The organism is Geodermatophilus sp. SYSU D01105, from assembly GCF_054050095.1.
On the sequence record NZ_JBJGYR010000005.1, the window covers coordinates 195621 to 216341 of the forward strand.

Here is a 20721-nt window from a genome sequence, read left to right on the forward strand (position 1 = left end):
ATGGAGGACCCGTGTCCGAGCCCCGCCCGGAAACCCAGCCCGCCCAGCAGCAGGACGTCCCCGGCACGCTGGGGGAGATGGACCCCAAGCCCGACCACGGGGAGGAGAGCTACCGCGGCTCGGGCAGGCTGACCGGCAAGGCGGCGGTCATCACCGGCGGCGACAGCGGCATCGGCCGCGCGGTCGCGATCGCCTTCGCACGTGAGGGCGCCGACGTCCTGATCTCCTACCTCAACGAGCACGAGGACGCCGAGGACACCAAGAAGTACGTCGAGGAGGCGGGGCGCACGTGCGTCCTCGTCCCCGGTGACCTCGCCGACCGGGCGCACGCCAAGACGATCGTCCCCAAGGCCGTCGAGGCGTTCGGCAGGATCGACGTCCTCGTCAACAACGCGGCCTTCCAGATGAGCCACCCGTCGCTCGAGGAGATCTCCGACGACGAGTGGGACCACACCGTCGCGGTGAACCTGTCGGCCATGTTCACCCTGTGCAAGGACGCGATCCCGCACATGCAGCCCGGTGCGTCGATCATCAACTCGTCGTCGGTGAACTCCGACAACCCCAGCCCGCACCTGATCGCCTACGCCATGACCAAGGCCGGCATCGCGAACTTCACCGCGTCGCTGGCGCAGATGTACGCCGAGAAGGGGATCCGCGCCAACAGCGTCGCCCCGGGGCCGGTCTGGACGCCGCTCATCCCGGCGACCATGCCCGAGGAGAAGGTGGAGAGCTTCGGCCAGCAGGTGCCGATCGGCCGCCCGGGCCAGCCCGCCGAGCTCGCGCCGGTGTACGTGATGCTGGCCAGCGACGAGGCGTCCTACGTGTCCGGCGCCCGCGTCGCGGTGACCGGCGGCAAGCCCATCCTCTGACCGCTCGGCGGAGTGCCACGGCGCGGACCCCCGTCCCGTGGCACTCCCCGCGCCGGGGCCGGCGGGGTCAGTTCAGGCTCGGTGACGCACAACCCGGGGCGGGCAACGTCACCGCCGGGGCGGACCACCCGCGCCCACCCGTGACGAGCTCGGCTCCCGCGTCGCGACCGCGCGGCACGGCGGTGAACTCGTAGGTGCCCACCTTGGTGACGGCGCCCTCCGGACCCTCCAGGAGCGCGGGCGAGATCCCCAGGCAGCGGGTGCTGAACGGGGCGCAGGGGGTGGACACCACCGTGCGCAACCGCTGCAGCACCAGGTCGAGGAAGAACCGGTCGCGCGACGGGGAGCGGGGCAGTTCCACCCGTGCCGTCAGCCACTGGACGGCGGTGGGGAAGTGCCCGGGGTCCTCACCGGCCCACCCCAGGACCAGGCAGCAGCCCGCGGCGCCCTCCCGGTCGCAGCACCGCTCGGGTCCACCCCGGCCCGGCGCGTTGAGCAACAGCGCCCGGAGTACGGGGTCGCGGACGATCAGCTCACACACCGCCATGCGCACGTCCATGGCAACCGTCCCGTCGGTGGTCCGTTGTCCGGCTCGATCCACACGCTATGGAGGCCCCGGCAAGGGGATACCCAGCCGCAGGTAAACGACTGGCAAAACATCTCGGGGCTCCTCGCCGGGGTCAGCCGGGGCGGTCGAGCGCGGCGGCGAGGCGGGCGACGTCCTCGGGGCGCACCCGGCAGCAGCCGCCGACCAGCCGCGCGCCGGCAGCCACCCAGGCGCCCACCTCGGCGGGGTCGACCCCCGGCGTCCCCGTCCAGCGGCGGGCGTGGGCGTCCCAGCCCTCGCCGCTGTTGGGGTAGGCCACCAGGGGCGTGCCGGCCGACGCCGCGGCGGCCAGCGAGGGGCCGACGGCGGAGGGCGCGGTGCAGTTGACGCCCACCGCGACGACGGCGTCCACGCCGCGGGCGAGGGCGAACACGTCGGCGGCCCGCTCGCCGCGCCGGGTGCGGGCGACGCCGTCGCCGTCCACCACCGTGGTGAGCGACAGCCACACCGGGACGCCCAACCCGTCGGCCTCCGCGACCAGTGCCTCCGCCTCGGCCGCCGCCGGCACCGTCTCGCAGGCGAGGACGTCGGCGCCCGCCTCGGCCAGCAGCTCCATCCGGGGCCGGTGGAAGGCGCGCAGCTCGCCGACCGACAGCTGCGCGCAGTAGGCGCCGGTGTACTCGGAGCCGTCGGCGAGCACGGCCCCGTACGGCCCGACCGACCCGGCCACCCAGCACCCCGGCGCCCCGCGGCGTGCCAGCTCGACCGAGGAGGCGATGAGCCGGCGGGCCCGGGCGGCGTCCACCCCGGCCGCGGCGAACCCCTCGACCGAGGCCTGGTAGCTGGCGCTCGTCGCGACCTGCGCGCCGGCCGCGGCGAACGCGGCGTGAGCGGCCACGACCGCGTCCGGGTCGTCTCGCAGCAGCCGGGCCGACCACAGCGCCGACGACAGGTCGTGCCCCTGCGCCTCCAGCTGGGTGGCCAGCCCGCCGTCGAGGACGACCGGCCCGGAGCGGAGGGCGTCGGCGAGGAGGGCAGGCATGCCCTCGATCCTCCCGCGGTACAGGGCGACCCATGGTGTTCATCTGGAGCAGCAACTGGGGGCCCCGGCGGCGGCCCCCCCGGCGGTTCCGCGGCGCGGGCCACGGCCGCGGCTACGGGCGGGGCTACGGCGCCTACGGGCCCCCACCGCCCGGCTACGGCTACCGGCGGGGGTACGGGGGCGGCAGCGACTCGTGCCTGCGCGACCTGCTGTTCCTCAACACCGGGTGTTGCCTGGCCAACGCCATCGGCTGCGGGGTCGACGGCCTGTTCCTCGTGCCGACGACGGTGCGGCACGTGCACGCGGCCGACACCGGGCGCCGCGGGACCCGGGTGCGCGACCGGCTGGTCGCCGCCGTCCGCGTCTACCAGCGCGAGATCAGCCCGCGCCGCCCGCCGGTGTGCCGGTTCGAGCCGACCTGCTCGTCCTACGCCGTCGAGGCGCTCGAGCGGCACGGCGCCGGGCGCGGCACCTGGCTGACCCTCCGCCGGCTGATGCGCTGCCGCCCGGGCGCGACCGGCGGCCGCGACCCGGTCCCGGCCGGCGGCTGACGGTCAGTCCTCGTCGTCGGGGTCCGGTCCGGGGGCGCGGGTCACCGCTCCGGCGACGAGGAGCGGCAGCAGCCCGAAGACCACGGTGGCGTACACCCCGCCGCCCAGCGCGGGCAGCAGCCCCGTCGTCCCGTCGGTGAGCGACCAGCCCAGCCCCACCAGCGGCAGGGTCACGACGGCTGTGGCCCGGATCGCGCGCCCCTGGACCTCCCGCCCGTGGCGACGGGTGACCAGCCCCACGACGAACGCCGGCACGAAGGTCAGCAGTCCGTCGAACACCGGGATGACCGGGCCCCCGGTGTCGACCAGGGCGGCGAGGAACAGGTCGTGCCAGACCAGCGCGGCGGCCGTGACCACGACCAGCCCGACCCACGTCGCCGCCACCAGCGGCGCGCCGCGCGGCACGGGGCGCAGCAGGCCCGCCCCGACGGCGAGGCAGGCCACCGCGGTGCCGGTCACCAGGGCGAGCAGCGTCGGCGGCACGTGGGTCACCTGCCAGCCCGACGCCGTCCGGTCCGGCAGCGGCCAGCCCAGGGCCCGACCGCGCAGGCCGCCAGCGTCAGCCCAGCGGCCACACCGGTCAGGAGGGCCGGCGAGCGGGCACCCGGGAGCGGATCGGCCGCGGTCATGCGCGGCAGGCTCCCAGACCACGCCGGGGATGTCCCCACCCCTCGCCCCGGGCGGTCGACCAGACTGCACCGGTGCCCGACGCCGACGACGTCGCCGGTGACCTGCCCGTCACCGGTTCCCTGGTGGTGCCCGCAGCGGCGCTGCGCTGGCGGTTCTCCCGGTCCTCGGGCCCCGGCGGCCAGGGGGTGAACACCGCCGACTCGCGGGTGGAGCTCTCGGTGTCCCCGCTGGAGCTGCCCGGGCTGGGCGACGCGCAGCGGCAGCGGCTGGCCGCCCGGCTGCAGGACCGGCTGGTGGACGGCGTGCTGACCGTGGTCGCCAGCGAGCACCGCCAGCAGCTGCGCAACCGGCAGGCCGCCCGGGAGCGGCTGGCCGCCGTCCTGCGGGCGGCCCTGGCCCCGCCGCCGCCGGCCCGCCGGCGCACGAAGCCGACGAGGGGCTCCCAGGAGCGGCGCATCCAGGCCAAGAAGCAGCGCGGCGAGCTCAAGCGCTCCCGGCGGCGGTGGGACTAGACCCCCCGCTCACCGACTCCCGCCGCTGCTCCAGGAACGCCCGCTCGGCGGCGTTGCCGGCCAGGGCGATCGCCTCGGTGTAGGCCGCCGCCGCCTCGTCGGCGCGTCCCAGGCGGCGCAGCAGGTCGGCCCGGACGGCGGGCAGCAGGTGGTGCCCCGTCACGGAGAGCTCCTCGACGAGGGCCAGCGCGGCGGCCGGCCCCTCGACCTCGGCCACCGCGACCGCCCGGTTCAGTGCCACCACCGGGCTCGGGGTCAGGGCCAGGAGCTGGTCGTAGAGCGCCACGACCTGCCGCCAGTCGGTGTCGGCGGCGGTGCGGGCGTCGCTGTGGACCGCCTGGATGGCCGCCTGCACCTGGTAGGGACCGGGTGCGCCGCGGCGCAGGCAGCGCCGGACGAGCGCCTGTCCCTCCGCCACCAGGTCGGCGTCCCACAGCCGGCGGTCCTGCTCGGGCAGCGGCACGAGCTCGCCGTCGGGTCCGACCCGGGCCGGCCGGCGGGACGCGACCAGCAGCACCAGCGCCAGCAGCCCGAGGACCTCCGGCTCGTCGGGCATCAGCTCGGCCAGCTCCCGCGCCAGCCGGATCGCCTCCGCGGTGAGGTCGGGGCGGTCCAGCCGCTCCCCGGCCGTGGCCGTGTGGCCCTCGGTGGCGATGAGGTAGACGACGGCGAGGACGCCGCGGAGCCGATCGGGCAGGTCGGCCTCGGCCGGGACGCGGTAGGGGATGCGGGCCGCCCGGATCTTGGCCTTCGCGCGCACCAGCCGCTGGGCCATCGTGGCCTCCGGCACGAGGAAGGCGTGCGCGATCTCGGCGGTGGTCAGGCCGCCGACCAGGCGCAGGGTCAGCGCGACCCGGGTCGCCGGGGCCAGGGCCGGGTGGCAGCACGTGAACAGCAGACGCAGCCGGTCGTCGCGCACGGCGCCCTCCTCGGGCGGCGGGTCCGGGTCGTGCAGGAGGGCCGCGGCGCGGTGCCGGGCGTCCCGGGTGGACTCCCGGCGCAGCCGGTCGATCGCCTTGTTGCGGGCGGTGGTGACGATCCACCCGGCCGGGCTGGGCGGCACGCCCTCGGCGGGCCAGCGCGCGACTGCCGTGGTGAACGCGTCCTGGACCGCCTCCTCGGCGGCGTCGATGTCACCGAGGAGACGGGTCAGGACGGCGACCGCGCGGCCGTAGGACTCGCGGAAGACGCGCTCGACCTGCGCGGTGGACGCGGCGGTCAGCAGCTCGGCCCGCCCTGGAGCGGCCGCACCTCGATCGGCAGCGTGATGGCGCGTGCCAGCTTGCGGCCCCACTCGAGCGCGGCATCGAGGTCCGGGGCCTCGACGACGGTGAAGCCGCCCACGTGCTCCTTGCCCTCGAGGTAGGGCCCGTCGGTCAGCAGGACCTCGTCCCCCGACAGGCGCGCGACCGTGGCGGTCTCCGGCGGGTGCAGGCCCCCGGCGAACACCCAGGCGCCGGCCTCGCGCATCTCGCGGTTGACCTCGTCCAGGTCGCGCATGATCGACTCCAGCACCTCGGCCGGGGGTTCGCCGCCGTCGGGCTGGTAGATCGTCAGCAGGTACTGCGCCATCGTCGTCCTCCTCGGGTCGCGGCCGGCCCGTGCCGGCTGCTCACCCCCTGTACGAACGGGCCGGCCCGGGATCGACACTCAGCCGGCAGGCGGCGCCGGCTCCCGCACCAGCAGCCACAGCGGCAGCTCCTCGTCCGCGGTGTGCAGAGCCTGCGCCACCTCGAACCCGGAGCGGCGGAGGAAGCGGGCGGCCGCCCACGTGTAGACGGCGGTCGCGGCCGGGAGGCCCTCGGCGTCGCAGCGGTCGAGCACCGGCCGCAGCAGCGCGCTGCCCATGCCCCGCCGGCGGCTGCTCGGCCGCGTGCCCAGGTGCGTGAGCCACCAGTGCGGCCCGGCCGGGCGGGCGGCGTCGACCAGCTCCCGCGTGCGGGCCACCCGGTCGGCGTGCGAGCCGGCGAGGTACGGCAGCTCCCGGGCCAGCGCCGCCGCGACGTCGTCGGGCAGCGGGGAGGTGCCCGGCGCACCCGGCGGTGCCTCCCAGGTGGCGACCGCGGTGACGTCCTCGGTGACCCACCCGGTGCCGGTGGCGACCGACCGGTGGCCGGCGTCGAGCTCGTGCAGCCGGGTCAGCCGCTGCATGCGGCCGTCCTCCGGCAGCGCCCACCGGGTCCAGCGGGAGTCGGCGAGGGCGACGGTCAGGGTCGCGGCGATCCGGGGGACGTCGCGCTGCTCGGCCGGCCGCACCGACGGGGTGCCGAGGCGGACGGTGGTCGAGGGGTCGCTCACCCGCCCATCCCACCACCCGGCCGGGTCGGGAGGCCGACGCGGTGCGCGTCGGCCTCCCGGGGCGGCTCAGCCGAGCGCGGCCTTCACCTCGCGGGTGAGGTCGTCCATCAGCGCGCTGTAGCGGTCACACATGCCGCCGAGCCAGAACAGGCCGTGCACCTGCCCGTCGTACCGCTGGACGGTCACGGGGACGCCGGCCTGCCGGAGCAGTTCGCCGTACTTCTCGCCGTCGTCCCGCAGCGGGTCGTACTCCATGGTGGCGATGAAGGCCGGTGGCAGCCCGGAGAGGTCCTCTGCGTACACCGGCGAGGCGTAGGGCTCGCGGCGCCGGTCCTCGTCGGGGACGTAGTGGTCGCGGAACCAGCGCATCGAGGCGGCCGTGAGCAGGTACCCCTCTGCGTTCTCGCGGTAGGAGTCGGTCGACATGTCCGCGAGATCGGTGACGGGGTAGACGAGCGCCTGGAAGGCGATCGTGGGGCCCCCGCGGTCCCGCGCCATCAAGGCGACGGCGGCGGCCAGGTTGCCACCCGCGCTGTCCCCGGCGACCACCAGCCCGGCCGGCTCGGTGCCCAGCTCCGCCAGGTGCTCGGCGACCCACGAGGTCACCGCGTAGCAGTCCTCGGCGGCCGCCGGGTACGCCGACTCCGGGGCCAGCCGGTACTGGGCGGAGACGACCACGCAGCCGGTGGCGTCGGCCAGCGCCCGGCAGGGGGCGTCGACCACCTCGATGTTGCCGATCACCCAGCCGCCGCCGTGGAAGTAGACGATCGCGCCGCGTGGGGAGCCGTTCGGCGTGTAGATGCGGACGGGCAGCGACCCGTCCGGCCCGGGGACGGTGCGGTCACCAACCGAGGCCACCTGTACGAGGTCGCCCTGCATCTCGCGGAAGGAGTTGGCCATGTCGCGCGCCTGAGACACCGACAGCTGCGAGATGTCGGGGGCGCCCTGCGCCTCCATGGCGGCGAGCAGGGCTTGGGCTTGCGGGTCCAACGGCATGGCCTCTCCTGACTGCGATGTCGGGCGCCGCAGCCCGACTGGCTACGGCACCAGGCTTTGTAACGCACGTCACAACACGGTGGCCAGACCGCACATCCGGTCATCGGGGCGTGTGAGACATCCGGAACCAGGGCTTGACGCCGGTGCCGCGGCCGGGAAACCGGCACCCCGCACCCTCGGTGCCGTGACCGCGACCGCCCTCCCCGGCGCCCTGGCGGGAGCGGGCCCGCGGACCCGCACCACCCGGACCCACTGCCCGTACTGCTCCCTGCAGTGCGGGGTCACCATGACCGCCGGCGACCGCCCGGCGACCCTGCAGCCGGCCGACTTCCCGACCAACCGGGGTGGCCTGTGCCGCAAGGGCTGGTCGGCCCCGGAGCTGCTCGACCACCCGGAGCGGCTCACCCGCCCGCTGGTCCGCGCGGTCCCCGGCGGCCGGAGCAGCCCGCTGGTGGAGTCGACCTGGGACGAGGCGCTGGAGCGCGTCGTCGCCGCGATCGGGCGCACCCAGGCCCGGTTCGGCCGGGACGCCGTCGGCTGCTTCGGTGGGGGCGGGCTGACCAACGAGCAGGCCTACCAGTTCGGCAAGTTCGCCCGGGTCGCGCTGCGGACGTCGGCCATCGACTACAACGGCCGGTTCTGCATGTCCTCGGCGGCGGGCGCGGCCAACCGGGCCTTCGGACTCGACCGCGGCATGCCGTTCCCGCTCAGCGACCTCGCTGCCGCCGACGTCGTCGTCCTCGTCGGGTCCAACCCGGCCGACACCATGCCGCCGGCCATGCAGTACCTCGACGAGGGCCGGGCCCGCGGCGCCCGGCACGTCGTCGTCGACCCCCGCCGGACGGCGACCGCCCGCTCCGCCGCCCTGCACCTGCAACCGCTGCCCGCGACCGACCTGGCGCTGGCCAACGGGCTGCTGCACATCGCGATCGTCGAGGGACTGGTCGACGAGCAGTACGTCGCCGCGCGGACCACCGGCTTCGACGACGTCCGCGCGGGGGTGGCCGCCTACTGGCCCGACCGGGTGGAGCGGCTGACCGGGGTCCCCGTCGCCGACCAGCGGCGCACCGTCGTCGCCCTGGCCCGGGCGCAGCGGGCGATCGTCCTCACCGCCCGCGGGGCCGAGCAGCACCGCAGTGGCACCGACACCGCGCAGGCCTGGATCAACCTGGCCCTGGCCCTCGGCCTGCCCGGGCGCGAGGGGAGCGGCTGGGCGACGGTCACCGGCCAGGGCAACGGGCAGGGCGGCCGCGAGCACGGCCAGAAGGCCGACCAGCTGCCCGGGTACCGCAGGCTCGCCGACCCGGCCGCCCGTGCGCACGTCGCCGCCGTGTGGGGCGTCGACCCCGACGACCTGCCGCAGCCGGGTCCGTCGGCCTTCGAGCTGCTCGACGCCCTGGGCACCGAGGGCGGGGTGCGCACCCTGCTGGTGCTCGCCTCCAACGTCGCGGTCTCCGCGCCCGACGCCCGGCGGGTCGTCAGCCGGCTGCGCGACCTGGACTTCCTCGCGGTCAGCGACTTCTTCCTCTCCGAGACCGCCGAGCTCGCCGACGTCGTCCTGCCCAGCGCGATGTGGGCCGAGGAGGACGGGACGATGACCAACCTCGAGGGGCGGGTGATCCGCCGCCGCCGCGCCCTGGACCCGCCCGACGGCGTCCGCGACGACCTCGCGCTGCTCGCCGAGCTGGCCGCGCGGCTCGGCGTGGAGGACCGGTTCAGCGGCGACCCCGAGACGGTCTTCGCCGAGCTGGGCCGGGCCAGTGCCGGGGGAGCGGCCGACTACTCCGGCATCACCTACCGGCGGATCGACGAGGAGCAGGGCGTCTTCTGGCCCTGTCCCGCGCCGGACCACCCGGGCACGCCGCGGCTGTTCACCGAGCGGTTCGCGACCCCCGACGGGCGGGCCCGGTTCCTGCGGGTGGAGCACGTCGAGGCCCACGAGCGGCCCGACCGCGAGTACCCGTACGTGCTCACCACCGGCCGGGTGCTCGCCCAGTACCAGTCGGGCACCCAGACCCGCCGCTCCCGCAGCCTCGCGCTGCTCGCCCCGCTGCCGCGCGCCGAGCTGCACCCCGACCTGGCCCGCCGGCACGGCATCGGCCCGGACGACGTCGTCGAGCTGGCCACCCGCCGCGGCCGCGCCCGTTTCTCGGCGCACCTGACCGACGACATCCGCCCCGACGTGGTCTTCGCGCCCTTCCACTGGGGTGGCGCCTCGTCGGCCAACGCGCTCACCGACGCCGGCGCCCTCGACCCGACGTCCGGGATGCCGGCCTTCAAGGTCTGCGCGGTCGCCGTCACCCGCGTCGCGGGCCCCGTCGAGCGGCTGCCCGCGCCCGACCCCGCCGGCCAGCCCCGGACCCGCCCCCACGAGCAGCCCGTCCCTGCCGAGCCCCGCCCCCCGTCCCGGAGGAGGACCTCCCGCGTGAAGAGCACCCCACGCTTCCTGCAAGGCGTCTACCCGATCACCGGGGAGGGCCTGGACAAGCCCGGCCCGATCGACCCCGCGCTGCGCCACACCGTGCCCGGTGGGTGCAGCGCGCAGGCGCTGTACTTCCGCGGCGGCAACTCCACCGAGCACCTGGTGTACGTGCTGCTCATGCGCGACGGGGTCCCGATGCGCTGGTTCCCGATCGGCGCGAAGGGCGACGTGCACGTGCCGCTGCGGGTGGTCGAGGACCTGCCCGGCGGCACGCTGGTCGAGCTGTACGCGGCCGCGCCGATCGGCGTCACCGGCGAGCTGGTCGTCGACCTCGGGCTGGTGGAGGTCTGATGACCGCCATCCTCGGAGGACGCCCGGAGGGCCTGACCTCGTTCTCCCTGGACCGGGACGACCTCGACGAGCGGGCCTCGCTGGTCGTCGTCGGCAACGGCATGGCCGGCGCCCGGTTCGTCGAGGAGGTGCTCGACCGCGGCGGCGGCGAGCAGTTCCGGATCACCGTCCTCGGCGACGAGCCGCACGGCAACTACAACCGGATCATGCTCTCCCCGGTCCTGGCCGGGGAGTCGCACGAGGACGACATCGTCCTCAACAGCCACGACTGGTACGCCGACAACGGGGTGACCCTGCGGGCCGGCGTCCGGGCCGAGCGGATTGACACCGCGGCCAAGGCGGTGCACGCCTCCGACGGCTCGGTGACCCCCTACGACCACCTGGTGCTGGCCACCGGCAGCTACTCGTTCATCCCGCCGATGACCGGGGTGCGCCGTGACGACGGCCGCCTGCTGCCCGGCGTGTACGGCTTCCGCACCATCGACGAGACCCGCGCCATGCTGGAGGCGACCGGCCGCTGCCGGCGGGCGGTGGTCATGGGTGGCGGGTTGCTCGGCCTGGAGGCCGCCCGCGCGCTGCAGGGCCACGGCCTGCAGGTCGACCTGGTGCACGCCGCGCCGTGGCTGATGAACGCCCAGCTGGACGCCGAGGCCGGCGCGATCCTCAAGCGCAGCGTCGAGTCCCTCGGCATCGCGGTGCACCTCGACGTGCTGGCCACCGAGGTCCTCGGCGACGGGCACGTCGAGGGCGTCGTCCTCGGGGACGGCCGGCGGATCGACTGCGACCTGCTCGTCGTGGCCACCGGCGTCCGGCCGCACGCCGACGTCGCCCTCCGCTCGGGCCTGGAGGTCGAGCGCGGCATCGTCGTCGACGACCAGCTGCGCACCGACGAGCCCGACGTGTACGCGATCGGCGAGTGCGCGCAGCACCGCGGCACCGTGTACGGCCTGGTCGCCCCCGCCTGGGAGCACGCCACGGTGCTCGCCGACGTCCTCACCGGCACCGACCCGGACGCGGAGTACCACGGCAGCCGGACGGCGACCAAGCTCAAGGTGGCCGGCGTCGACGTCGCCACGATGGGTGTCAACACCCCGCAGCGCGAGGAGGACGAGTTCCTCGTGATCTCCGAGCCCAGGCGCGGCGTGCACCTGTCGGTGGTCATCCGGGACGACCGGCTGATCGGCGCCACGCTGCTCGGCGACACCCGCAAGGTCGCCTACCTGACCCAGGCCTTCGACCGGGGTGCGCCGCTGCCGCAGGAGCGGATCCGGCTGCTGGTGGACCTCTCCGACGGCGCCGAGGAGGTGGGCGTCGCCGAGATGCCCGGCGACTCCCAGGTGTGCAACTGCAACGGCGTCTCCAAGCAGGCCATCTGCGACGTGGTCGCCGACGGCTGCAGCTCGCTGTCCGGCGTCATGGACCGCACCCGCGCCGGCAAGGGCTGCGGCTCCTGCAAGTCGCTGGTCAGGCAGGTCGTCGAGTGGGCCGCCGAGGGCGACCTCGCCGAGGACCCGTCGGCCTCCTGGTACGTCCCCGGCATCCCCCTGGCCAAGCCCGACCTCGTGGCCGCCGTCCGGGAGCAGGATCTGCGCAGCGTCTCCGCCGTCTTCGCCGCGCTCGCACCCGGGGGCAAGGAGGACGCGAGGTCGAAGATGGGGCTGACCTCGCTGCTCAAGACCGTCTGGGGCGTGGACTTCGTCCCGGAGAAGGACGGCGAGTTCGTCAACGACCGGGTGCACGCCAACATCCAGCGCGACGGCACCTTCTCCGTCGTCCCGCAGATGAAGGGCGGGGTGACCACGCCGGCCCAGCTGCGCCGCATCGCCGACGTCGCCGAGGCGTACGAGGTGCCGATGGTCAAGGTCACCGGGGGGCAGCGGATCGACCTGCTCGGCGTCCGCAAGGAGGACCTGCCGGCGATCTGGTCGGACCTGGGCATGCCCAGCGGGTACGCCTACGGCAAGAGCTTCCGCACCGTGAAGACCTGCGTGGGCAGCGACTTCTGCCGCTTCGGCCTGGGCGACTCCACGCAGCTGGGCATCGACCTGGAGACCCGGTTCCAGGGCATCGAGAGCCCGGCGAAGATGAAGCTCGCGGTCGTCGGCTGCCCCCGCAACTGCGCCGAGGCCTACGTCAAGGACGTCGGCGTGGTGGCGGTCGGCAACGGGAGGTGGGAGGTCTACGTCGGCGGTGCCGCCGGGGCCACGGTCCGCAAGGGCGACCTGCTGGCCACGGTCGACTCGCCGTCGGCCGTCATCGAGCTGACCGGCCGGTTCCTGCAGTACTACCGGGAGAACGCCAACTGGCTCGAGCGCACCTACGACTTCGTGCCCCGCATCGGGCTCGAGCGGATCAGGGCGGTGCTGCTCGAGGACAGCGAGGGCATCGTCGCCGACCTCGACGCCGGCATGCAGCGCTCGGTCGACGCCTACCGCGACCCCTGGGGCCAGGATGCCCGCGAGCCGGCCACCCCGGGCCAGTTCCGCTCGTCCCTCCCGCTGGTCCCGCTGCCGGAGGTGCCGGTCCGATGAGCGCACCCCACCTGGAGGTGGCCCGCCCGACGACCGAGGGCACCGACCCGGGGACGCCGGCCACCGACGTCGCCGTCCCCGGCCCCGCCGCCCCGGTGCGCGGCACCGAGCACGTCGTCGGCCGCGTCGAGGAGGTGCCGCCGGGGGAGGGCCGGGCGTTCGTCGCCGGGGGCGTGCAGGTCGCCGTCTTCCGGCTGCGCGACGGGTCCGTGCACGCCACCCAGGCCGCCTGCCCGCACGCCGGCGGGCCGCTCGCCGACGGCCAGACCGACGTCGACGTGCTGGTCTGCCCGCTGCACCTCTACGCCTACCGGTGGTCCGACGGCGCCGCGACGTCCGGTGCGGCGCCGATGCGGCTGTACCCGGTGCGCGCGGTGGACGGCGACCTGGTCGTGGAGGTCTAGGAGGACCTCCTGGCCGGGGCCGGGAGTGCGGACGGCGGGATCACGACGGGCGCGCCTCCAGCACGTGCACCCCGGCGCCGGTGGGGATGTCGCGGGTGAGGCGCAGGTCGGCCGCCTCCAGGAGGGCCGCGTACTCGTCGGCGGTGCGCTCGCGGCCGTGCAGCAGCACGAGCATGTGCAGGTCCATCCGCACCGCGGCCGCGTCGTCGGCGGCGCGCTCCGGGAGGACGGCCTCGACCACGAGCAGCACCGAGTCCGGCCGCATCGCCGTCCGGCAGGTGCGCAGGATGCGCCGCGCGGCGTCGTCGTCCCAGTCGTGCAGGACCCGGGACAGCACGTAGGCGTCGGCGCCGCCGGGCACCTCGGCGAAGAAGTCGCCGGCGACCGCGGGCAGGTCCGAGCCGGCCACGACGCCCGGCTGGTCGAACAGCGTGACCTCCGCGGCCGGGGCGGCGGTGCGGATCGCGCGCAGCAGGGTGCCGCTGCCGCCGCCCACGTCGACCAGGGAGGCGAACGGCGTCATGTCGTAGGCGGCGACGACGGCGCCGGCCTCCCGCGCGGAGCGGTCGGCCATCGACGCCCGGAACGCCGCCAGCCGCTCCGGCGACGCGGCGAGGAAGTCGAAGAACGGCCGGCCGTGGACGACGTCGAACGGGGTGCCGCCCTCCCGGACGGCCTCCAGCAGCCCGGCGGCCGCCCGGTAGTACAGCTCGGCGCGGGCGGTCACCGCCCCGCGCTGGGACTCCGGGGCGCCGGCGCGGAGGCACTCGCCGACCGGGGTGAGGGCGAACCGGCCGTCGGGCAGCTCGTCGAGGACCTCCTCGGCGGCCAGTCCCCGCAGCACGCGGTGCAGCGGACCCGGCACGGCGCCCAGCTCGGCCGCGAGGTCCGCGGCGCTGCGCGGCCCGGCGGCCAGGGCCTCGGGGACCCCCAGGGCCACGCAGGCGTACAGCAGCTGGGTGACCAGGTAGCCGTCGGCCAGCCGGGCCAGCCGGGAGGCGGCGGAGCCGGGCACACGGGGATGGTGGCACCGGGGCGCGGCCGGGACAACGGAGGTCAGGCCGTGCGGACCAGGCGGGACTTCGCCCCGGCCTCGGGAGCCAGCGACGCCACCGGCACGACGTCGACCGGGAGCGGCAGGGCGCCGGTCGAGGTGACCGCCGCGACCAGGGCCGCGCGCAGCCGTTCTGGCACGTCGGCGGCCGCGCGCGGGCCCAGCACGACCCGGGTGTGCAGGCCACCCGCGTCGTACACGAACGCGTACTGGCCGACCTCCGGGAAGGGGGCCACCGCCGAGCCGAGCACCGACGGGTGGACCGGAACGACGGCGCCTCCCGGGCCGGGCAGGTGCAGGATGTCCGCGGTCCGGCCGTCCACCGAGGCCAGGCAGCGCCAGGGACGGCCGGCCGGGTTGGGCCCCGGGGACTCGGTGACCGCGTCGGTGAGCTCGTAGCGGACCAGCGGCTGGGCGCGGTCCACGAGGTTGGTCACCAGCACCTTCGCCCCGGGGACCCCCACCGGGACGGGCCGGTCGTCCTCGTCGACCACCTCGAGCACGACGACGTCCTCGGCGACCTCGAGCTCGGGGTGCTCCGGGGTGCTCGAGGCGATCACCGGCGCCTCCGTCGCGGCGTACATGCCGGTCGGTTCGACGCCCCACGCGGCGCGGACGCGGCGGCGCAGGTCGGGGGTCAGCGCCTCCGAGCCGAACGCCACCGACCGCGGCGCGATGTGCAGGCGCCCGGCCAGCTGCTCGTCGGCGAGCACGCTGCCCAGGCCCGCCGCGCAGATGAGCACCTCGGGCCGCGCGGCGTCCAGCGCGGCGACCATCTCGGGGAGCGGGGTGGCGGCCGTCAGCGTGGACGGGCCACCGGGCGGGGCCAGGACCTGGCGGGTGAGGTGCGCGGGGCTCGGGCTGCCGATGGCGGCCACCCGTTGCCCGGGGCGCATCCCGGCCCGGCGCCCCGCCCGCTCGGTGACCGCCCGCCACGTCGCGGCCTCCCGCTCGGTGAGGACGACGATCGCCCGCCGGCCCGTGGTCCCCGACGTCGTGGCCACGCGGAACCCGCCGAGGAACGACCGCCCGGGGTCGTCCCCGGCGAGGTGGGCCTCCAGGTCGGCCCGGCGCAGCCGCGGATCGCAGACGATCCGGTCGAACTGCTCCATCAGCGTGGCCTTGGTGAGCACCGGGAGGTCGGCGAGGGGACGGTCGGCCGCGGCCGGCCCCAGCACCTCCCGGTAGTAGGGGGACCGGGCCACGGCGTGCTCCAGCAGGGCCCGCAGCGCCCGCCGCTGGTGGGCGGCGACCTCTCCCCGGGTCCACCGGTCCCGTGCGTCGAGAGCCTCGCCGTCCATGACCCCTCCCGCGTGCCGAACGCCGTGCGTGCCACGGTCCGCGCGGGGGCGGGTCCCCACCAGGGGCGCCGGTCACCGGTCGCGGCGCGCGATCGGGGTCCCGGCGGGGGACGGCGGGCCTACCGTCGTCGGGACACGCCGGCCACCGCCCGCCGCTCCGGGAGGCCCCTCGTGACGACCGTGACGATCGGCACCGCGCCGCTGTCGGTGGACGACCTGCTCGCCGTGGTGGGCGGGGCGCGGGTGGAGCTCGACGCCGGGGCCAGGGATGCCGTCGCCGCGGCGCGCGGGGTGGTCGACGACGCCCTCGCCGCGGACGCCGCGGTCTACGGGCTCACCACGCAGGTCGGCCACCTGCGCGACACCCGGCTGACCGAGGAGGAGATCCGCGGCGAGCAGCGGTTCCTCGTGCTCTCGCACGCCGGAGGGATCGGCCCGCCGCTGCCGGTGCCCGTGGTCCGCGCGGCGCTGGCCGTGCGGCTCGCCGGCATCGCCCGCGGCGGGTCGGGCGCCTCGGTGGCGGCCGCGGAGACGCTGGTGGCGATGCTCAACGCCGGCGTCCACCCGGTGGTGGCCGAGACCGGGTCGGTGGGCGCGGCCGACATCGGGCAGATGGCCGGGATGGCGCAGGTCGCCATCGGGGTGGGCCGCGCGCGGTACCGCGGGGAGGACCTGCCCGGGGGTGAGGCCCTGCGGCGGGCCGGGATCCGCCCGCTGGAGCTCAGCGGCAAGGACGGGCTGGCGCTGATCTCGGCCAACGGGGTGTCGGTGGGCCAGGCGGCGCTGGTCGTCGCCCGGGCCGCGCGGGCCGCGGCGGCCGCCGACGTCGCCGCCGCGCTCTCGATGGAGGCGATCCGGGCCAACCCCTCGGTCGTGCACCCCGCCGTCGGCCGGGCCAAGGGGATCCCCGGGCAGGTCGCGGCGGCCGACCACCTCCGGGAGCTGCTGGCCGGCAGCGCGCTGCTGGGGCCGGCGGGCGCCGCCTCGGTGCAGGACCCGCTGTCCTTCCGGGTCGTGCCGCAGGTCCACGGAGCCCTGCGCGAGCACGTGACCGCCACCCGCGCGGCCGTGGCGACCGAGCTCGCCGCCGCGGCCGACAACCCCCTGGTCTCGGTCGAGGACCGCGCGCTGGTGAGCAACGGCAACTTCCACCCGATGGTGCTGGCCATCGCCTGCGACGCCCTGCGGATCGCCGTCGCCCACGTCGGGCAGCTCAGCGACCGCCGGATGACCCATCTGTGGGAGGTGTTCTTCCGGCAGCTGGCCGGCCCACCGCCGTCGGCGGCCCACGGCCTCGCGCTGCGCCCGCCGGCGGCCGCGGTGGTGGCCGAGCTCCGGCAGCTGGCGGCGCCGGCGACCCTCGACGTCCCGCCGTTGGACAACGGCGTGGAGGACCACGCCACCGGCGCTCCGCTCAGCGCCCGCACGGCCGACACCGCGCTCGGCCTGCTGGAGGACGTCCTCGCGGTCGAGCTGCTGCTCGCCGCCGACGTCCTGGCGACGGCTCCGGAGGGGACGGCGCTCGGCGCGGGCGCCGCCGCCGCGCTCGACCTGGTGCGGGAGGTGACCGCCGCGGCCGACCCGTACCCCGACGCCGTCCACCGCGCCCTGCGGGAGCGGTTCCCCGGGGAGGTCAGGCGGGAGGAGTGAGCGTCGCCAGGGCCGCGGCCACCTCGTCGTCGCGCACGAACCCCAGCGCCAGCAGCCGGTGCACCAGCACGCCGCGGCGGGTCAGCCGCAGGTCGGCCGGCCGCAGCCGGGGGAGGGCGGCCCCTCCGGGACGCGGCTGTGCGGGCGGGGGGTCGACCAGGCCCGCGCGCTGCAGGTCGGTGAGGTCCTCGCGGGCGCCCCACGCCGTCCAGGCCCGCGGGTCGTCGGCGAGCGGGGTCATCGGCAGCGGCAGCCGGTCGCGGCGTCCGACACCGGCCAGCAGGGCCAGCTGCCGCCAGGTCAGGCCGGCGGCCAGCCGCAGCGCGCGCTCGACCAGCGCGCCGTCCAGGTCGGGGGAGGCGGCGACCTCGGCCAGCAGGTAGCCCAGGTGCCGCACCCGCCGCTCGTCGGCCGCGGCCCGGGCCGCCGTGACGACGGCCTCGGTGACCTCGTCGGCCGCCGACCGGCCGCCGGGGCGGGGTGCGAACAGGTCGTCGTCGCGCACCCGCCGGCCGCTGCGGGACAGCGTCGCGCTGTGCTCGACGGCGAAGGCGAGGACGGCGCCGGCGCGGGCACGCTCCCGCGCGACGGGGAGCGCGGCGGCCTCGTCCGCGGCCGTCCGCAGGCACGCGGCCAGCCGCTCGTCGATCCGCACTGCGGGCGCGGGCTCGGCGGGGCCGGCGAACACCACTGCGGCCGCGGCCCGGCTCATGGAGCCGGCGACCGACGCGCCGGCCTCCAGGAGCGCGCGGCCGGTCGCGGAGGAGTCCTCGGTCGCAGTCACCCGGTGATCTTCTCCGGTCCACCGTGGTCCGTGCACCCTCGGCGACCGCGGCCTCACCACAGGGGGGCAGCGACGGTGAGCACAACGGAACACGAGTTCAGCCCGGGAGCAACCGGCGGGGAACGCCGGCGCGCCACCGTTCCCGGACATGGCCGCTCCTCCGCGCACCTCCCCGCCGACGACCGCGCCGGTCGCCGCCCCGCCCCGGTCCGGGCGCTGGATCGACGACTGGCGTCCGGAGGACCCCGCCTTCTGGGCGTCCACCGGCAAGGCGGTCGCCCGGCGGAACCTGTTCTTCTCCGTCTTCTCCGAGCACGTGGGCTTCTCGATCTGGAGCCTGTGGTCGGTGCTGGTGCTGTTCCTGCCGGAGTCGGTCTACGGCATCGACCCCGCGGGCAAGTTCCTGCTCACCACGCTGCCCACGGCGCTGGGGGCCTTCGTCCGGCTGCCCTACACCTTCGCCGTGGCCACGTTCGGCGGCCGCAACTGGACGATCGTCAGCGCCTCGCTGCTGCTGGTCCCCGCCGTCGCCACGGCGGTCGTCCTGGAACCGGGGGTCTCCTACTCGACGCTGCTGCTCGTCAGCTGCCTGGCCGGCGTCGGCGGGGGCAACTTCGCCAGCTCGATGGCGAACATCAACGCCTTCTACCCCGACCGGCTGAAGGGCTGGGCGCTGGGCCTCAACGCCGGCGGCGGGAACCTCGGCGTCCCCGTCGTCCAGCTCGTAGGCCTGCTGGTGCTGGCGACCGCCGGGGCCGAGCACCCGCGGGTCATCCTGTGGGTCTACATCCCGCTCATCGTCGTGGCCGCCGTCGGTGCGGCCCTGCTGATGGACAACCTGACGACCGCGCGCAACCAGCCGCGGGCGATGCGGGAGGCCGCCCGCGAGCCGCACACCTGGATCATGTCGTTCCTGTACATCGGCACGTTCGGGTCGTTCATCGGGTTCGGGTTCGCGTTCGGGCAGGTGCTGCAGAACCAGTTCACCGACGACTTCGCCACCCCGCTGGCCGCGGCGTCCCTCACCTGGCTGGGACCGCTGCTCGGCTCGCTGATCCGGCCCATGGGCGGCTCGCTGGCCGACCGCTTCGGCGGCGCGCGCATCACCTGCGTGACCTTCGTCGCGATGGCCGTCGGCGCGGCGATCGTGTGGACGGCCAGCCGGCTGGGGTCGCTGCCGCTGTTCGTCGTCGGCTTCGTGGCGCTGTTCGTGCTCAGCGGCATCGGCAACGGTTCCACCTACAAGATGATCCCGGCGATCTTCCGCACCCAGGCCCAGCAGCGGGTGGCCGCCGGCGGGGACAGCGCGGCCGCCGACCGGCACGCCCTGCGGATGTCCGGGGCGCTCATCGGCATCGCCGGCGCGGTCGGCGCCTTCGGCGGGGTGCTGGTCAACCTCGCCTTCCGCCAGTCGTTCCTCAGCACCGGCAGCGGGGACGGCGCCTACCTGGCGTTCATCGGCTTCTACGTGGCCTGCCTCGGGGTGACCTGGGTGGTCTACCTGCGCCCCGGTGCGACGATGCGCGGCGTGTAGTGCCGCGCCGCTCCCCGCCAGATCTGCACAGTGGCGCTCGTCCCGCGCGCGAAGACCGCCACTGTGCCGATCTCACCGCCGCCGCTCAGGCCGCCAGCCGGTAGCCGCGCTTGACGACGGTCTCCACCAGCGGGGCGCCCAGCGCCGCGCGCAGCCGGGTCACCGCCATCTCCACCGCGTGCTCGTCGCCCCCGCCGGGCAGCACCCGCACCAGCTCCGCCCGCGACAGCACCGTCCCGGGCTGGGCGGCCAGCGCCCGCAGCACCGCCATCGGGCCCGGCGCGAGCTCCACCAGCCGCCCGTCGACGACCGCGGCGTGCCCCCGCACCTGGAGCTCGTGGTCGCCCGCGCGCAGCACCGGGTCGCGCTCGGGCAGCCGGGCCACCACCTCGCGGGCCAGCGCCCCCAGGCGGGAGCGCTCCGGTTGCACCGACCGGATCCCGGCGGCGGTCAGCGGTCCGGCCGTCACCGGGCCCACCGCCACCGGCAGGACGCCGGAGGACAGCGCATCCACCAGCTCCGCCCGCCGGCCCAGCTCGTCGGCGACCGCGAGCAGGCTGGCCGCGGCCGGCGCGCTGGTGAAGGTCACCGCGTCCACCCCGTGGGCCACGATCGTGCCCACCAGCCGGCGCACCGGGGCGACGTCCTCGGGGAGCACCCAGCGGTAGACCGGCACGGTCAGCACCTCGGCGCCGGTCGCGCGCAGCGCCTCGACGAAGTCCGGGAGCGGGTCGCCGTGCAGCTGGACGGCGATGCGGCGGCCCTCCAGCGGACCCTCGGCGCCGGACAGCAGGTGCTCGAGGACCTCCGCCGAGGACTCCGACGCCGGTGACCACGCATCGACCAGCCCGCCGCCGCGGATCGCGCCGCGGGCCTTGGGTCCCCGGGCGAGCACCCGGCTGGAGCGCAGGTGCTCCACCAGCGGCAGGTCCCAGGCCTCGGCAGCCTCCAGCCAGCCGCGGAACCCCACGCCGGTGGTCGCCACCACCAGCTCCACCGGCCGCTCCAGCACCGCCCGCGTGGCGGCCACGAGCTCGGCGTCGTCGGCGAGCGGCACGATCCGGATCGCCGGCGCGTGGACGACCCGCGCGCCGCGCCGGGCCAGCAGGGCGCCGAGCTCCTCCCGGCGGCGGGCCGCGGTCACCGCGACGGTGTAGCCGGCCAGCGGCAGGGGCTCGTCCGCGGGCGCGGGGGCGGGCAGGCGGTCCGTCACCACCCCATGGTGCGGGGTCGTCGTTGCGGGCG

19 protein-coding genes are annotated in these 20721 nt (G+C 76.3%); 8 read left to right on the plus strand and 11 right to left on the minus strand.

What is annotated here, in order from left to right:
* The first annotated feature begins 11 nt into the window (after window positions 1-11).
* On the plus strand, window positions 12-869 hold the full coding sequence (locus ACI79I_RS06625; protein WP_456991505.1) for an SDR family oxidoreductase: 858 nt from the start codon (window positions 12-14) through the stop codon (window positions 867-869).
* 67 nt (window positions 870-936) lie between these two features.
* Here the strand turns inward: ACI79I_RS06625 and ACI79I_RS06630 are convergent, their stop codons facing one another.
* Together ACI79I_RS06630 and mmuM are read right to left on the minus strand one after the other, a co-directional pair.
* Entirely contained in the window at window positions 937-1428 is a 492-nt protein-coding gene (locus ACI79I_RS06630) for a hypothetical protein (protein ID WP_456991506.1), read from the minus strand.
* A gap of 121 nt (window positions 1429-1549) precedes the next feature.
* On the minus strand, window positions 1550-2458 hold the full coding sequence (mmuM, locus tag ACI79I_RS06635) for a homocysteine S-methyltransferase (protein ID WP_456991507.1): 909 nt from the start codon (window positions 2456-2458) through the stop codon (window positions 1550-1552).
* Between the two features lie 32 nt (window positions 2459-2490).
* Here mmuM and yidD point away from each other — a divergent pair, with 32 nt between their 5' ends.
* The gene (yidD, locus tag ACI79I_RS06640) at window positions 2491-3009 is read left to right on the plus strand and encodes a membrane protein insertion efficiency factor YidD (RefSeq protein ID WP_456991508.1); all 519 of its coding nucleotides are present in this window, start codon (window positions 2491-2493) and stop codon (window positions 3007-3009) included.
* Window positions 3010-3012: 3 nt separating this feature from the next.
* On the opposite strand, the gene ACI79I_RS06645 is transcribed toward yidD, so the two are convergent.
* Window positions 3013-3492 carry a hypothetical protein gene (locus ACI79I_RS06645; protein ID WP_456991509.1) on the minus strand — a complete coding sequence of 160 codons (480 nt, stop codon included), beginning with the start codon at window positions 3490-3492 and terminating at the stop codon, window positions 3013-3015.
* Window positions 3493-3710: 218 nt separating this feature from the next.
* Between ACI79I_RS06645 and arfB the strand changes: the two genes are divergently transcribed.
* Window positions 3711-4151 carry an alternative ribosome rescue aminoacyl-tRNA hydrolase ArfB gene (gene arfB / locus ACI79I_RS06650; protein WP_456991510.1) on the plus strand — a complete coding sequence of 147 codons (441 nt, stop codon included), beginning with the start codon at window positions 3711-3713 and terminating at the stop codon, window positions 4149-4151.
* Here the strand turns inward: arfB and ACI79I_RS06655 are convergent.
* From ACI79I_RS06655 to ACI79I_RS06670, 4 genes are all read right to left on the minus strand, one after another.
* Complete coding sequence (locus ACI79I_RS06655; protein ID WP_456991511.1) at window positions 4123-5445, minus strand: RNA polymerase sigma factor; 1323 nt, start codon at window positions 5443-5445, stop codon at window positions 4123-4125. The two genes, arfB and ACI79I_RS06655, sit on opposite strands and share 29 nt — an antisense overlap.
* Window positions 5370-5723: a YciI family protein gene (locus ACI79I_RS06660; RefSeq protein ID WP_456991512.1), complete on the minus strand. Its 354-nt coding sequence runs from the start codon at window positions 5721-5723 to the stop codon at window positions 5370-5372. Before ACI79I_RS06660 ends, ACI79I_RS06655 begins: the two co-directional genes overlap by 76 nt.
* Before the next feature lie 78 nt (window positions 5724-5801).
* Window positions 5802-6449: a GNAT family N-acetyltransferase gene (locus ACI79I_RS06665; RefSeq protein WP_456991513.1), complete on the minus strand. Its 648-nt coding sequence runs from the start codon at window positions 6447-6449 to the stop codon at window positions 5802-5804.
* 66 nt (window positions 6450-6515) lie between these two features.
* Window positions 6516-7445, minus strand: a complete 930-nt coding sequence (locus ACI79I_RS06670) for an alpha/beta hydrolase (protein WP_456991514.1) — start codon at window positions 7443-7445, stop codon at window positions 6516-6518.
* Window positions 7446-7629: 184 nt separating this feature from the next.
* Between ACI79I_RS06670 and ACI79I_RS06675 the strand changes: the two genes are divergently transcribed.
* From ACI79I_RS06675 to ACI79I_RS06685, 3 genes are read left to right on the plus strand one after another with little or no spacing between them, the layout of a single operon-like run.
* Entirely contained in the window at window positions 7630-10218 is a 2589-nt protein-coding gene (locus tag ACI79I_RS06675) for a molybdopterin oxidoreductase family protein (protein ID WP_456991515.1), read from the plus strand.
* Window positions 10218-12749: a nitrite reductase large subunit NirB gene (gene nirB, locus ACI79I_RS06680; protein ID WP_456991516.1), complete on the plus strand. Its 2532-nt coding sequence runs from the start codon at window positions 10218-10220 to the stop codon at window positions 12747-12749. Before ACI79I_RS06675 ends, nirB begins: the two co-directional genes overlap by 1 nt.
* Window positions 12746-13153, plus strand: coding sequence for a Rieske (2Fe-2S) protein (locus ACI79I_RS06685; RefSeq protein ID WP_456991517.1), 408 nt, complete (start codon window positions 12746-12748; stop codon window positions 13151-13153). Before nirB ends, ACI79I_RS06685 begins: the two co-directional genes overlap by 4 nt.
* Window positions 13154-13193: 40 nt before the next feature.
* Here ACI79I_RS06685 and ACI79I_RS06690 read toward each other — a convergent pair whose 3' ends face one another.
* Both ACI79I_RS06690 and ACI79I_RS06695 read right to left on the minus strand, forming a co-directional pair.
* Window positions 13194-14168, minus strand: coding sequence for a methyltransferase (locus tag ACI79I_RS06690; RefSeq protein WP_456991518.1), 975 nt, complete (start codon window positions 14166-14168; stop codon window positions 13194-13196).
* A 41-nt stretch (window positions 14169-14209) separates the two neighbouring features.
* Complete coding sequence (locus ACI79I_RS06695; protein WP_456991519.1) at window positions 14210-15508, minus strand: phenylacetate--CoA ligase family protein; 1299 nt, start codon at window positions 15506-15508, stop codon at window positions 14210-14212.
* A 171-nt stretch (window positions 15509-15679) separates the two neighbouring features.
* Between ACI79I_RS06695 and ACI79I_RS06700 the strand changes: the two genes are divergently transcribed.
* Window positions 15680-17158 carry an aromatic amino acid lyase gene (locus ACI79I_RS06700; RefSeq protein ID WP_456991521.1) on the plus strand — a complete coding sequence of 493 codons (1479 nt, stop codon included), beginning with the start codon at window positions 15680-15682 and terminating at the stop codon, window positions 17156-17158.
* Here the strand turns inward: ACI79I_RS06700 and ACI79I_RS06705 are convergent.
* Window positions 17142-17942, minus strand: a complete 801-nt coding sequence (locus ACI79I_RS06705) for a hypothetical protein (RefSeq protein ID WP_456991522.1) — start codon at window positions 17940-17942, stop codon at window positions 17142-17144. The genes ACI79I_RS06700 and ACI79I_RS06705 overlap by 17 nt on opposite strands.
* A 148-nt stretch (window positions 17943-18090) precedes the next feature.
* On the opposite strand from ACI79I_RS06705, the gene ACI79I_RS06710 reads away from it, so the two are divergent.
* Window positions 18091-19476 (plus strand): nitrate/nitrite transporter, encoded by a 1386-nt coding sequence (locus tag ACI79I_RS06710; protein WP_456991523.1) that lies wholly within the window; start codon window positions 18091-18093, stop codon window positions 19474-19476.
* Between the two features lie 85 nt (window positions 19477-19561).
* Here ACI79I_RS06710 and ACI79I_RS06715 read toward each other — a convergent pair whose 3' ends face one another.
* Complete coding sequence (locus tag ACI79I_RS06715; protein WP_456991524.1) at window positions 19562-20689, minus strand: uroporphyrinogen-III synthase; 1128 nt, start codon at window positions 20687-20689, stop codon at window positions 19562-19564.
* Window positions 20690-20721: the final 32 nt, after the last annotated feature.

Coding starts and splice junctions, on each gene's coding strand:
- nirB (WP_456991516.1), top strand. CDS start 10,218: ATGACCGCCATCCTCGGAGGACGCCCGGAGGGCCTGACCTCGTTCTCC.
- ACI79I_RS06695 (WP_456991519.1), bottom strand. CDS start 15,508: ATGGACGGCGAGGCTCTCGACGCACGGGACCGGTGGACCCGGGGAGAG.
- ACI79I_RS06630 (WP_456991506.1), bottom strand. CDS start 1,428: ATGGACGTGCGCATGGCGGTGTGTGAGCTGATCGTCCGCGACCCCGTA.
- ACI79I_RS06710 (WP_456991523.1), top strand. CDS start 18,091: ATGGCCGCTCCTCCGCGCACCTCCCCGCCGACGACCGCGCCGGTCGCC.
- yidD (WP_456991508.1), top strand. CDS start 2,491: ATGGTGTTCATCTGGAGCAGCAACTGGGGGCCCCGGCGGCGGCCCCCC.
- ACI79I_RS06660 (WP_456991512.1), bottom strand. CDS start 5,723: ATGGCGCAGTACCTGCTGACGATCTACCAGCCCGACGGCGGCGAACCC.
- ACI79I_RS06670 (WP_456991514.1), bottom strand. CDS start 7,445: ATGCCGTTGGACCCGCAAGCCCAAGCCCTGCTCGCCGCCATGGAGGCG.
- ACI79I_RS06685 (WP_456991517.1), top strand. CDS start 12,746: ATGAGCGCACCCCACCTGGAGGTGGCCCGCCCGACGACCGAGGGCACC.
- mmuM (WP_456991507.1), bottom strand. CDS start 2,458: ATGCCTGCCCTCCTCGCCGACGCCCTCCGCTCCGGGCCGGTCGTCCTC.